This window comes from Actinomadura viridis, from assembly GCF_015751755.1.
In the GTDB taxonomy this organism is placed as follows: Bacteria; Actinomycetota; Actinomycetes; order Streptosporangiales; family Streptosporangiaceae; genus Spirillospora; species Spirillospora viridis.
On the sequence record NZ_JADOUA010000001.1, the window covers coordinates 4,490,126 to 4,502,975 of the forward strand.

Genomic DNA, 12,850 nt, shown 5'->3' on the forward strand with positions numbered 1-12,850 from the left:
TGTACCGGCGCTCTGGTCCCCCGTCGGAGCGCCCGTGCCGGTGTTCCGGGCCCCCGTCGGAACACCGATGATGCGACGCCGGGTGGATTGCCCCCGTATCCACCCGGCGTCGCTTTTATTTTGCGGTCCCCCGTCTTCGGGCTCTGACCTGCGAGAACGACGCCCGGCGCAGCGGACCGGCGGCCCCCGCGCGGCCCGGAGGGCGCCGGTGTCCCGGGCGGGCCCTGATGACCCGGCCTTGGCGGGACCGTCACCTGGCGTTCATCCCGGGGCCCTTGCGCGGCTCCGGCGGGCAAGATCCGGCAAATCCTCGGCCCCGGCGGCCTTCGCGGGCCTGAGCACGGGCTCTCCCGCGCCGCCCATCCGCGCGGTCCGATGGCAAGCATCCTCCCTGGCCTTCTCCGGCCACGGGCCGAAACGGCACCCGCGGGACGGCGCCCCGACCGGCACCCGAGTTGATTCTAGAATTGAGTTCGAAGTAACTTGACGTTCCGTCGGATGAGGATCGAAGGGAGCGGACCGTGCGCCGTACCGTGTTCAATGAGGATCATGAAGCCTTCCGGGCCACGATCCGGGACTTCATCGCCGCCGAGGTCGCGCCGGTCTACGACGCCTGGGAGAACGCCGGGCACCCGCCCCGCGACTTCTACAACAAGCTGGGCGAGCTGGGCGTCTTCGGCATCACGGTGCCCGAGGAGTACGGCGGCGCCGGCGAGACCAGCTTCAAGTACCAGGTGGTGATCTCCGAGGAGTGCGCCCGCGCCGGGGTGAGCTTCGGGGGCTACGCGGTGCACGTCAACCTCGTCCTGCCCTACCTGCTCAAGTACGGCAGCGAGGAGCAGAAGAAGCGCTGGCTGCCCGCCTTCATCTCCGGCGACATGATGACCGCCATCGCGATGACCGAGCCCGGCACCGGCTCGGACCTGGCGGGCGTGCAGACCACCGCCCGCCGGGACGGCGACCACTACATCCTCAACGGGGCCAAGACGTTCATCACCGGCGGCGTGCTGGCCGACCGGGTGCTGGTGGTGGCCCGCACCTCCCCCGCCACCCCGGAGAACCGCCGCACCGGCCTGTCGATCCTGGCGGTGGACACCAAGAGCGAGGGGTACGCGGTCGGCCGCAAGCTGGAGAAGATCGGCCTGCGCAGCTCCGACACCGCCGAGCTGTCGTTCAGCGACGTGCGGGTGCCCGTCGAGGACCTCCTGGGCGAGGAGGGCCGCGGCTTCGAGTACCTCACCCACAACCTGGCCGAGGAGCGGCTCGGCATCGCCGTCTCCTCCTACGCCTCGGCCGCCGCCGCGGTGGAGTTCGCCCGCAAGTACGTGCAGGAGCGCACGGTCTTCGGCAAGCCCGTCTCCTCCTTCCAGAACACCAAGTTCGTGCTGGCCGAGTGCGCCACCGAGGTCGAGGCCGCGCAGTCGCTGGTGGACCGCGCCACCGAGGCGCTGGACGCCGGTGAGCTGACCCCCGCCGACGCCGCCAGGGCCAAGCTGTTCTGCACCGAGGTGCAGGCCCGCGTGGTCGACAAGTGCCTGCAGCTGCACGGCGGATACGGCTACATCCTGGAGTACCCGATCGCCCGGCTGTACGCCGACGCCCGGGTCACCCGCATCTACGGCGGCACCAGCGAGGTGCTGAAGACGATCATCGCCAAGGACCTGGGCGTCTGAGCCGCCCGGCGAAGGAGAGGACCACATGAGCGGGAACAGGGTCGCCGTCGTCACCGGCGCGGCGCGCGGCATCGGCGCCGCCACCGCGGTGCGGCTGGCCCGCGAGGGCTTCGTGGTCGCGGTGTGCGACCTGGACGAGGACGCCTGCGCGGCGACGGTCGAGGCCGTGCGGAAGGAGGGCGGGCGGGCGCTGGCCGTGGCCGTGGACGTCTCCGACGCGGCCCGGGTGGAGGCCGCGGTGGAACGGATCACCGCGGAGCTGGGCGCGCCGCAGGTGCTGGTCAACAACGCCGGCATCATCCGCGACAACCTGCTGTTCAAGATGAGCGAGGACGACTGGGACGCGGTCATGGCCGTGCACCTGCGCGGCGCGTTCCTGATGACGCGGGCGGTGCAGGGGCACATGACCAAGGCGGGCTGGGGCCGGATCGTGAACCTGTCGTCGACCTCGGCGCTGGGCAACCGCGGCCAGGCCAACTACTCGACGGCCAAGGCGGGCCTGCAGGGCTTCACCAAGACCCTGGCCATCGAGCTGGGCAAGTTCGGGGTGACCGCCAACGCGATCGCCCCCGGGTTCATCGCCACCGAGATGACCGCCGCCACCGCGGCCCGGATGGGGGCCGACTTCGAGGAGTTCAAGGCGGCGGCGGCCGAGCAGATCCCGGTGCGGCGGGTCGGCGCGCCCGAGGACATCGCCGGGACGGTGGCGTTCCTCGTGAGCGAGGACGCCTCGTTCGTGTCGGGGCAGGTCATCTACGTCGCCGGCGGCCCCAAGGACTGACCGGGGCCGCCCCCGGCGGCCCTGGCCCGGCGCGGCAGGCGTCTGTGCCCGGTGCGGTGCCTCCGCCCGGCGGGCGCTCAGCCCGAGGAGCGCCCGCCGGGCAGGCGCGCGTCCGCCAGCTGCCGGGCGAGCACGCCGGGAGCCTCCACCAGGGACGGGCCGTACCAGGTGAGGTGGCGGCCCGTCACCAGCGCCGAGGGGATCCCCGGGAAGCTCTCGGGTCCGTCGGCGGCGGTGAACCGGTACGGCTCGTCGGGCAGCACGACCAGGTCGGCGCCCGCCGCGTTCAGCTCCCCGAGCGGGATCTTCGGGTACCGCTCGGGGTGCCCGGCGTAGCGGTTGCCGATCCCGAGGCGGGCCAGGACGTCGCCGGTGAAGGTGTCGCGCCCGACGACCATCCACGGCCGCCGCCAGATCGGGATGATCGCCGTACGGCCCCCCGCCGGGAGCCCCGGCACCCGGGGGTCCCGCCAGGCCCGGGCCGCGTCGTCGAGCCAGTCCGGGGCCGGCACCCCGCAGGCCAGGGTCAGCATCCGGCGCAGCGAGACCAGCGCCTCCTCCACCGTGCGGATCTCGGTCATCCAGACCGGGATCCCGGCGGCGCGGAGCGCCTCGACGTCGGGGGCGCGGTTCTCCTCGGTGTTCCCGACGACGAGGTCGGGCCGCAGCGCGGCGATCCGTTCCAGGTCGGGGTTCTTGGTGCCGCGCACGCGGGGGACGTCCAGGCCGGCGGGGTGGGTGCACCAGTCGGTGGCGCCCGCCAGCAGCCCCGGAGCGGTCACCGCGATCGTCTCGGTGAGCGAGGGCACCAGGGAGACCACGCGGCGCACCCGGCCGGGAACCGGGACCGGGGCTCCGGTGTCGTCGGCGGGCCCGCCGGCCGCGCGGGCGCCGCCGGGGCCGGGCGCGGGCATCACAGGTTGCGGCGGTACTGGCCGCCCACCTCGAAGAACGCCTCGGTGATCTGGTGCAGGCTGCAGACCCGGGCGGCGTCCATCAGCACGGCGAAGACGTTCTCGCCGGAGCGGGCCGCCTCCTTCAGCGCGTCCAGGGCGGGCCCGGCCTCGTCGCGGTGCCGCCGCTGGAAGTCGCGGACGCGCTCCAGCTGCGACCGCTTCTCGGCCTCGGTGGCGCGGGCCAGCTCCAGCGGCTCGCCGCCCTCCTCCTCCACGCCGGGGTTGCGGAAGGTGTTGACTCCGATGATGGGCAGCGTGCCGTCGTGCTTGAGCCGCTCGTACAGCATCGACTCGTCCTGGATCCGGCCGCGCTGGTAGCCGGTCTCCATCGCGCCCAGCACCCCGCCGCGCTCGCTGATCCGGTCGAACTCGGCCAGCACCGCCTCCTCGACCAGGTCGGTCAGCTCGTCGATGATGAACGAGCCCTGCAGCGGGTTCTCGTTCATCGCCAGGCCCCACTCCCGGTTGATGATCAGCTGGATCGCCAGGGCGCGCCGCACCGACTCGGCGGTGGGGGTGGTGACCGCCTCGTCGTAGGCGTTGGTGTGCAGGCTGTTGCAGTTGTCGTAGATCGCGATCAGTGCCTGCAGCGTGGTGCGGATGTCGTTGAAGTTCATCTCCTGGGCGTGCAGGGAGCGGCCCGAGGTCTGCACGTGGTACTTCAGCTTCTGGCTGCGCTCACCGGCGCCGTAGCGCTCCCGCATCGCCACCGCCCAGACGCGCCGCGCGACCCGGCCGAGCACGGAGTACTCGGGGTCCATGCCGTTGGAGAAGAAGAACGACAGGTTGGGGGCGAACGCGTCGACGTCCATCCCCCGGGCCAGGTAGGACTCCACGTAGGTGAACCCGTTGGCCAGGGTGAACGCGAGCTGGCTGATGGGGTTGGCCCCGGCCTCGGCGATGTGGTAGCCGGAGATCGACACCGAGTAGAAGTTGCGGACGCCGTTGTCGATGAACCACTGCTGGATGTCGCCCATCATCCGCAGCGAGAACTCGGTGGAGAAGATGCAGGTGTTCTGGCCCTGGTCCTCCTTGAGGATGTCGGCCTGCACGGTCCCGCGCACGGTGCTCAGGACGCGGGCGCGGACCAGGCCGGCCTCCTCGGCGGACGGCTCGCGGCCGTGCTCGGCGCGGAAGGCGTCCAGGCCCTGGTCGATCGCGGTGTTGAGGAAGAACGCCAGGATGGCCGGGGCCGGGCCGTTGATCGTCATCGACACCGAGGTGGTGGGCGCGGCCAGGTCGAAGCCGTCGTAGAGCGCCTTCATGTCGTCCAGGGTGGCGATGGAGACGCCGGAGGTGCCGACCTTGCCGTAGACGTCGGGCCGCTCGTCGGGGTCGCGCCCGTACAGGGTGACGGAGTCGAACGCGGTGGACAGCCGGGTGGCGGGCTGGCCCTCCGACAGGAGTTTGAAGCGCCGGTTGGTGCGGAACGGGTCGCCCTCTCCGGCGAACATCCGCGCCGGGTCCTCGTTGTCGCGCTTGAACGCGAAGACGCCCCCGGTGAAGGGGAAGCGGCCGGGCAGGTTCTCCGAGCGCAGGAAGCGCAGCAGCTCGCCGTGGTCCTCGTAGCGGGGCAGCGCGACCCGCGGGATGCGGCTGCCCGACAGCGACTCGCGCGCCAGGACGGTGCGCAGCTCCTTGTCGCGGACGCGGACGACCTGCTCATCGCCCGAGTACGACTCCACCACCGCGGGCCAGCCCCCGACCAGGTCCGCGCTCTCGGGCGAGACCTGGCGGCGGGCGTCCTCCAGCAGCCCGCCGACCTCCTCGGCCGCGGTGGCCGATCCGGCCTCGGCCAGCTCGCCGCGCACCGCCTCCAGCCGCTGCGCCCGGCGCACCGCCGCGACCTGCCGGCGGGTCTCGGCGTGGTAGCCGCGGACCGTCTCGGCGATCTCCGACAGGTAGCGGATCCGGGCGGGCGGGACGATCTGGGCGGCGCCGGTGGAGACGCGGGTGCCCGCGTCGGGCAGGACGCCGCGTTCCAGGCCGAGCAGGCCGGTCAGGTGCTGGTAGAGGGCGGTGACGCCGTCGTCGTTGAAGGTGGCGGCGCTGGTGCCGAAGACCGGCATGTCCTCGGGGCGCGCGCCGAACGCCTCGCGGTTGCGGACGAGCTGCCGCGAGACGTCGCGGAGCGCGTCGGCCGCGCCCCGCCGCTCGAACTTGTTGATCGCCACGACGTCGGCGAAGTCCAGCATGTCGATCTTCTCGAGCTGGGAGGCGGCGCCGAACTCGGGCGTCATCACGTACAGGGAGACGTCGGCCAGCGGCACGATCGCCGCGTCGCCCTGGCCGATGCCGGGGGTCTCCAGGATCACCAGGTCGTACCCGGCGGCCTTGCACGCATCGATCACGCCGTCGATGTGCTCGGGCAGCTCGTGCGAGCCGCGGGTGGCCAGCGAGCGGAAGAAGACGTGGTCGCCGTCCAGGGTGTTCATTCGGATCCGGTCGCCCAGCAGCGCGCCGCCGCCGCGCCGCCGGGTCGGGTCCACCGCCAGCACGGCGACGCGGACCTTGTCCTGCTGGTCGGCGCGCAGGCGCCGGACCAGCTCGTCGGTGAGCGAGGACTTGCCCGAGCCGCCGGTGCCGGTGATGCCGAGCACGGGCACGTTCCGCCGGGCGGCGGCCTCGGCCAGCGCCCGCCGGTCGTCCTCGGGCAGCCGGCCGCCCTGAAGGCAGGTGATGGCGCGGGCCAGCGCGGGCCGCTCCCCCGCCAGCACGGCCTCCACCGGCGCCGGCCGGGCGGCCAGGTCGACGTCGCAGTCGCGGACCAGCTCGTTGATCATGCCGGGCAGGCCGAGCCGCTGGCCGTCCTCCGGGGAGAAGATCCGCACCCCGGCGCCGGCCAGCCGGGCGATCTCCTCGGCGACGATGACGCCGCCGCCCCCGCCGTAGACCTTCACGTGCCCGGCGCCGGCCTCGGCCAGGGAGCGCGCCAGGTACTCGAAGTACTCCACGTGCCCGCCCTGGTAGGAGCTGACCGCCACGCCCTGGGCGTCCTCCTCCAGGACGGCGTCGACGACCTCGCGGACCGAGCGGTCGTGGCCCAGGTGGACGACCTCGGCGCCCTGCGACTGCAGGATGCGGCGCATGATGTTGATGGCCGCGTCGTGCCCGTCGAACAGCGCCGCAGCCGTCACGAACCGCACCGGATGCTCGGGCACGTGCATGGCGACCACCGTTCTCTCGACTATCCTTGGACATCCAATATTTGGAAGTTAAAATAGTTTCCATGCGCGAGCCCGTCAAGAGCGGCCGGGTGGCGTACGGTGGGGCGGTGCCCGACGCCCCCGACCCGATCGCCGAGGCCCACCGCCAATGGAGCGCCCGGTGGCCGGAGCACGCCGACCACATGGCCGCCGTCACCTCCGTCATGCGGGCCCAGCAGCTCCTGCTGAGCCTGGTCGAGGCGGCCCTCAAGCCCCACGGCCTGACCTTCGCCGCCTACGAGGCGCTGCGCCTGCTGGCCTTCGCCCGCACCGGCGCCCTGCCCATGGGCAAGGTCGGCACCCGCCTGATGGTCCATCCCGCCTCGGTCACCAACGTGATCGGACGCCTGGAGCGGCGCGGGCTGGTCGAGCGCCGCCCCTCCCCCGACGACCGCCGCGTCGTGCTGGCCGCCATCACCCCCGAGGGCCGGAAGCTGGCCGAGCGGGCGACGGCCGCGCTGCACGAGGCCGAGTTCGGCCTGCCCGGCCTGAGCGCCGGCGAGGCCGCGGCGATCACCGGCGCGCTGCACGCCGTCCGCGTCTCGGCCGGCGACGTCCAGGAGGGCGCCGGACAGGAGGGCGCCGGGCGGGCCGCGGACGGCGGGCGGGAAGGCGAGGTCCGGGGAGAGGGCGTCCGGGCGGGCGGCGGGGTCGGTGCTCCCTGACCCGCCCGGCCCGGCTGGATCGCTCCGGCCCCCGGGGTATATACCGGTGGTCACCGGCCCAGGCGGTGAACGATCCGGCACGACGTGGTGCCCGGTCCCGCCGGCGGCCGGTGGGGAGATGCGTCGATGAGTGATCCGGAATCCCTCACCTATGGGGACTACCTGCGGCTGGACCGGCTGCTGGACTGCCAGGAGACGCGCACCGGCGCGCACGACGAGCTGCTGTTCGTGATCATCCACCAGGTGTACGAGCTGTGGTTCAAGCAGATCCTGCACGAGGCGGCGCTGCTGCAGGCGCGGCTGGAGGAGGGCGTCAGCGCCGGGGCGCTGCACACGGGACGGCGGATCGCCAAGATCCTCAAGACCGTGGTGGGGCAGCTGGACGTGCTGGAGACGATGACGCCCCGCCAGTTCGCCTCGTTCCGGGACGCCCTGGGCACCTCCAGCGGCTTCCAGTCGGCGCAGTTCCGGGAGATCGAGGCCGTGCTGGGACGGCGTTCCTTCCCGGCCTCGGACCTGCGCGACGACCCGCGGCTGCGGGCGGCGGTGGCCCGCCGCTCGCTGATGGACTCGCTGCTGCGCTACCTGGACGGTCACGGCTACCCGATCCCGCGGGCGGTGCTGGAGCGCGACCCGGCCGCGCCGTGGCGGCCCGACCCGGGGGTGCAGCGGGCGCTGCTGGCGGTCTACGCCGACGAGAGCGGGCCCGCCGTCGAGGTCTGCGAGATGCTGGTGGACGTCGACGAGGGCGTGCAGGAATGGCGCTACCGGCACGTCAAGATGGTCGAGCGGACCATCGGCGCCAAGCTCGGGACGGGCGGCTCGGCCGGCGCCGACTACCTGCGCTCCACCCTCTTCACGCCCGCGTTCCCGGACCTCTGGGAGGTCCGCTCGCAGATCGAGGAGACGGTCGTCCATGGCGGGTGAGCGGATCGCCGTCGTCGGGGCCGGGCTGGCGGGATGCCTGCTGGCCACCCTGCTCGGGCGGCGGGGCCTGGAGGTCACCGTGTACGAGCGGCGCCCCGACCCGCGCGTCGCCGGCGCCGAGCGGGGCCGTTCGATCAACCTGGCCGTCTCGGCGCGCGGGCTGGCCGCGCTGGAGCAGGTCGGGCTCCGCGAGCAGGCCCTCCGGCGGGCCCTGCCGATGCACGGCCGGATGGTCCATCCGGCCGGGGCCGCGCCGAACTTCCAGCCCTACAGCGCCGACCGCGAGCGGGCGATCAACTCGATCGGCCGGGCCGAGCTGAACCGGTCGCTGCTGGACGCGGCCGAGTCCACGCCGGGCGTGCGGCTGCGCTTCTCCCAGCGCGTCACCGGCGTGGCCGGCGGGCGGCTGCTGGTCGAGGGCGTCCCGGGCGACCCCGCCGACGTCGTCCTGGCCGGGGACGGGGCCTACAGCGCGGTCCGCGGGTCCCTGGAGGGGCTCGACTGTGACCAGGACTTCCTGGACCACGGCTACAAGGAGCTGACCGTCCCGCCCCGCGACGGGGACTTCGCGCTGGACCCCGACGCGCTGCACATCTGGCCGCGCGGCACCGCCATGATGATCGCCCTGCCGAACCTGGACCGGTCCTTCACCTGCACGCTGTTCTGGCCGCGGGAGGACTTCACCGCCCTGGACACCCCGGAGAAGGTGATCGCCCACTTCGGGGCGCACTATCCCGACGTGGCCGGGCTCATGCCCGACCTGCCCGGCGACTTCGGGCGCAACCCGGTGGGGTCGCTGGTCACGGTGCGCTGCCGCCCGTGGGTGCGCGACGTCGGCGGCACCCGGGTGGCGCTGCTCGGCGACGCCGCGCACGCCATCGTGCCGTTCTTCGGGCAGGGCGCCAACTGCGCCTTCGAGGACTGCGTCGAGATCGACCGCCTGCTGGACGAGACGGGCGGCCGGTGGGACCGGACGCTGGCGCTCTACGAGGAGCGGCGCAAGCCGAACACCGACGCGATCGCCGAGATGGCGCTGGACAACTTCGTCGAGATGCGCGACCGGGTCTCCTCGCCGGTGTTCCGGCTGACCCGGGCGGCCCAGCACGCCCTGGAACGCCGGCTGGCGGGACGCTACGTGTCGCGGTACGAGCTGGTCTCGTTCACCACCGTCCCGTACGCGCAGATCCCGGGGCGGCTGCGGCGGCAGAACCTGGCGCTGGGCGCGGCGGCGGTCACGGGGGCCACGGCCGCCGGGCTGGCGGCGCGGGCACTGGCCCGCCGCCGCGGCCGGCCGGACGGCTGACGCGGCCCGCCCGTGCCCTGGCGCGTCCGCGGGCGCCCCGCGGATGTGCCAGGGTGGGCGGGTGACCGATTCCCGGCCGGAGCCCGGCTCCGAAGAACTCCAGTGCTCGGCCAAGGGCTGCCGGGCCGACGCCGTCTGGGCGCTCCGCTGGAACAACCCCAAGATCCACACGCCGGAGCGGCGGAAGATCTGGCTGGCCTGCGGCGAGCACCGGGAGAGCCTGTCGGCGTTCCTGGAGCGTCGCGACTTCCTGCGCGACGTCGTCCCGGTCGCCGACCGCGACGCCCCGCCGGGCTGAGCCCCGGCCGCGGCCGGGGCGAGGTCGGGTAGAGGTCCGGCGAGGTCGGGCCGGACGGCGTCAGTCGCGCTCCCCGGGCTCCCCCGCCTCCCGCGTCCGGTCCCCGTCGGGCCGCCAGCCCTCGGCCATCTCGGTCAGCCGGGCGGCGGCGTCCCGGGCGGGCGTGCCCCGTCCCACCGCCAGCCCCAGCAGGTACGTGGTGAGCGGGGCCCCGGGCCGTGCCACGCCGTGCGCGACGTCACGGGCCAGGTCCAGCACCAGGTCCCGGTCGATCTCCCTGCGTTCCAGGCCGAGCTCCAGGCAGACCGCGTCGATCCATTCCTCCAGCACCGAGCCTCCCCTTTCCGGTCTTCCGGATGTTAGCGGCCCGGGTCCCGGGACAGCCGTTCGGCGCGGAGCAGCGCGTCCGGGGTGTCGCAGTCGTACCAGGGCGGGCGCTCGCCCGCCGCCAGGGACACCGCGGCCGGCCCCAGCGGGCCCAGCAGGCCGCGCAGCGAGGCGCCCGCGTAGCCGTCCAGCGCCGCCCGCAGCGCGCCGGTGGGCCAGCAGCCCGACAGCCACTGCTCCCGGCCGTCCTGGTCGACCAGAACCGCCCCGGTCCGGCCCGCGGCGTCCCGCAGCGCGGCGACATGGGCCGGGCGCAGGAACGGCAGGTCGGCGGCCAGGAGCACCGTCCAGGGCGCGGTGACCTCGGCCAGGCCCGCACGGAGCGCGGGAACGGGGCCGGCGCCGGGCGGGTCCTCCCGCACCACGACCGCGTGCGGCAGTTCCGGGCGGGGCGGGCCCACGACCACCAGGCGCGCCGCGTCCGCGACCGCCTCCGCCACCCAGCCGATCAGCGGGCGCCCGCCCACCCGCGCGCCCGGCTTGTCGGCGCCGCCGAGCCGGCGCGCGCGCCCGCCCGCCAGCACGACCGCGTCGTAGCGCGCGCCCGCGGGCCGCTCCGGCGGCGCCGGCCGGGACACCGGGCTCAGCCGCCGATCGCCGACATCGGCCGGGCGGGCTGCAGGAAGCCGGGGTCGTCGATGCCGTGCCCGGCGCGCTTGGAACGCACCGCGGCGTGCCAGCGGGCGGCCAGGTCGTCGTCGGTGGCGCCGGCCCGCAGCGCGTCCCGCAGGTTGGACTCCTCGGTGGCGAACAGGCAGTTGCGCACCTGGCCGTCGGCGGTGAGCCGGACCCGGTCGCAGGCCGCGCAGAACGGGCGGGTCACCGAGCCGATCACGCCGACCCGGGCCGGGCCCCCGTCCACCAGGAAGCTCTCGGCGGGCGCGCTGCCCCGCGCCTCCGGCTCGTCCGGCTCCAGCGCGAACTCCTCGCCCAGCAGGCCGAGGATCTCGTCCGCCGTGATCATGTCGCGGCGGGTCCAGCCGTGCTGGGCGTCCAGCGGCATCTGCTCGATGAACCGCAGGTGGTAGCCCTCGTCCAGGCAGTGGCGCAGCAGCGGCACCGCCTCATGGTCGTTGACGCCGCGCATCAGCACGCTGTTGACCTTCACCGGGGTCAGGCCGGCGTCCCGGGCCGCCGCCAGCCCCGCGAGGACGTCGGCGAGCCGGTCGCGGTGCGCCAGCCGCCGGAAGACCTCGGGATCGAGGGTGTCCAGGGAGACGTTGACCCGGTCGAGCCCGGCCTCGGCCAGCGGCCCGGCGAGCCGGTCCAGCCCGATGCCGTTGGTGGTCAGCGAGATCTGCGGGCGCGGGCGCAGCTCCGCGGTGCGGCCGACGATGCCGGGCAGCCCGCGGCGCAGCAGCGGTTCGCCGCCGGTGTAGCGGACCTCGGTGATCCCGAGCCGCTCCACGCCCAGCCGCACCAGCCGCACGACCTCGTCGTCGGTGAGCAGCTCGGGCTTGGGCAGCCAGTCCAGCCCCTCCGGCGGCATGCAGTACGAGCACCGCAGGTTGCACCTGTCCGTGAGGGAGACCCGCAGATCCGTAGCGGTACGACCGAAGGTGTCGACCAGCACGGGCACCCCTTCCTGGACGGCCCGATGCCCTGGGCCGTCCGGTTGCCTTGGGTATCAAGCCTATTCCGTGGTTGACGTCCCGCCGCAACACGGGAGACGGTAACCCACGGGCCGATCTTGTTTCGGCCCGCCCGGCGGCGCGGGCTCGGCCGCCACCGGGCCGTCCCCTTCGGGAAGCGGGTGGTGAGCGTGGCCGCGGCACGCGAGTGGGAGTTCGCCGGAGTGCGCGGTGCGATCACCGCCCGGATCTGGGCGCGTCCCGATCCGCGCTACATCGCCGTCCTGGCCCACGGCTACGGCGAGCATCTCGGCCGCTACGAGCACGTGGCCGCGGCGCTGGTGGAGCACGGCGCGGTCGTGTGCGGTCCCGACCACCTGGGCCACGGCCGGTCGGCGGGCGAGCGCGTCCTGATCGAGTCCGTCGACGACATCGTCGCCGACCTGCACACCGTGGTGCGGTCGGCGCGCGGCGACCATCCCGGTCTCCCGATGGTCCTCATCGGCCACTCCATGGGCGGGCTCATCGCCGCCCGGTACGCACAGCTGCACCGGGCCGAGCCGGCCGCGCTCGTCCTGTCGGGGCCGGTGCTGGGCCGCTGGGACGCGCTCGCCGCCCTGCTGGAGGCGGAGGAGATCCCCGACGTCCCCATCGACACCGCCACCCTCTCCCGTGACCCCGAGGTCGGCGCCGCCTACGCCGCCGATCCGCTCGTCTGGCACGGGCCGTTCAAGCGGGTCACCGTCCGGGCCCTGCAGGCCGGCATCGACCTGGTCGCCGCGGGCGGTTCACTGGGCGATCTCCCCACGCTCTGGGTGCACGGCGACGACGACCGGCTCGTCCCGCTGGAGGGCACCCGTGCCGGGATCGAGGCGCTGCGCGGCCCCGGCCTCGTCGAGCGGATCCTCCCGGGCGCCCGGCACGAGGTCTTCAACGAGATCGACCGGGACGAGGTCCTCGCCGAGGTCACCTCCTTCGTCGACCGCGTTCTGAACTGAGACATCTCGCGAAACCGGAGCATGTGCCCCGCGATGCCCGCTACGGTGCCCCTTCCGTATGAAGGATGCCGATACGGGTATGCGG

12 protein-coding genes are annotated in these 12,850 nt (G+C 74.0%); 7 read left to right on the forward strand and 5 right to left on the reverse strand.

Annotated elements, in window-relative coordinates; all coding sequences use genetic code 11:
• Nucleotides 1-521: 521 nt before the first annotated feature.
• Complete coding sequence (locus tag IW256_RS20800; RefSeq protein ID WP_197012579.1) at nt 522-1,673, forward strand: acyl-CoA dehydrogenase family protein; 1,152 nt, start codon at nt 522-524, stop codon at nt 1,671-1,673.
• 25 nt (nt 1,674-1,698) lie between these two features.
• Nucleotides 1,699-2,454 (forward strand): 3-oxoacyl-ACP reductase FabG, encoded by a 756-nt coding sequence (gene fabG, locus IW256_RS20805; RefSeq protein ID WP_197012580.1) that lies wholly within the window; start codon nt 1,699-1,701, stop codon nt 2,452-2,454.
• Nucleotides 2,455-2,531: 77 nt separating this feature from the next.
• Here fabG and IW256_RS20810 read toward each other — a convergent pair whose 3' ends face one another.
• Nucleotides 2,532-3,368: a helical backbone metal receptor gene (locus IW256_RS20810; protein ID WP_197012581.1), complete on the reverse strand. Its 837-nt coding sequence runs from the start codon at nt 3,366-3,368 to the stop codon at nt 2,532-2,534.
• Nucleotides 3,368-6,577 carry a fused isobutyryl-CoA mutase/GTPase IcmF gene (icmF, locus tag IW256_RS20815; RefSeq protein WP_197016438.1) on the reverse strand — a complete coding sequence of 1,070 codons (3,210 nt, stop codon included), beginning with the start codon at nt 6,575-6,577 and terminating at the stop codon, nt 3,368-3,370. Before icmF ends, IW256_RS20810 begins: the two co-directional genes overlap by 1 nt.
• A 62-nt stretch (nt 6,578-6,639) precedes the next feature.
• On the opposite strand from icmF, the gene IW256_RS20820 reads away from it, so the two are divergent.
• From IW256_RS20820 to IW256_RS20835, 4 genes are all read left to right on the forward strand, one after another.
• A complete protein-coding gene (locus tag IW256_RS20820; RefSeq protein WP_197012582.1) occupies nt 6,640-7,281 on the forward strand; it encodes a MarR family transcriptional regulator in 642 nt (213 codons plus the stop codon).
• 126 nt (nt 7,282-7,407) lie between these two features.
• Nucleotides 7,408-8,208 (forward strand): tryptophan 2,3-dioxygenase, encoded by an 801-nt coding sequence (locus IW256_RS20825; RefSeq protein WP_197012583.1) that lies wholly within the window; start codon nt 7,408-7,410, stop codon nt 8,206-8,208.
• Nucleotides 8,198-9,511: an FAD-dependent oxidoreductase gene (locus IW256_RS20830; protein ID WP_197012584.1), complete on the forward strand. Its 1,314-nt coding sequence runs from the start codon at nt 8,198-8,200 to the stop codon at nt 9,509-9,511. Before IW256_RS20825 ends, IW256_RS20830 begins: the two co-directional genes overlap by 11 nt.
• Nucleotides 9,512-9,572: 61 nt before the next feature.
• Nucleotides 9,573-9,809, forward strand: coding sequence for a hypothetical protein (locus tag IW256_RS20835; protein WP_307828976.1), 237 nt, complete (start codon nt 9,573-9,575; stop codon nt 9,807-9,809).
• A gap of 60 nt (nt 9,810-9,869) precedes the next feature.
• On the opposite strand, the gene IW256_RS20840 is transcribed toward IW256_RS20835, so the two are convergent.
• From IW256_RS20840 to moaA, 3 genes are read right to left on the reverse strand one after another with little or no spacing between them, the layout of a single operon-like run.
• Nucleotides 9,870-10,139, reverse strand: coding sequence for a DUF6457 domain-containing protein (locus IW256_RS20840; protein ID WP_197012586.1), 270 nt, complete (start codon nt 10,137-10,139; stop codon nt 9,870-9,872).
• 29 nt (nt 10,140-10,168) lie between these two features.
• Nucleotides 10,169-10,774, reverse strand: a complete 606-nt coding sequence (gene mobA / locus IW256_RS20845) for a molybdenum cofactor guanylyltransferase (protein WP_197012587.1) — start codon at nt 10,772-10,774, stop codon at nt 10,169-10,171.
• A gap of 5 nt (nt 10,775-10,779) precedes the next feature.
• The gene (gene moaA, locus IW256_RS20850) at nt 10,780-11,769 is read right to left on the reverse strand and encodes a GTP 3',8-cyclase MoaA (protein WP_307828977.1); all 990 of its coding nucleotides are present in this window, start codon (nt 11,767-11,769) and stop codon (nt 10,780-10,782) included.
• A 189-nt stretch (nt 11,770-11,958) separates the two neighbouring features.
• Between moaA and IW256_RS20855 the strand changes: the two genes are divergently transcribed.
• Nucleotides 11,959-12,765, forward strand: coding sequence for an alpha/beta hydrolase (locus tag IW256_RS20855; RefSeq protein WP_197012589.1), 807 nt, complete (start codon nt 11,959-11,961; stop codon nt 12,763-12,765).
• The last annotated feature ends 85 nt before the right edge of the window (nt 12,766-12,850 follow it).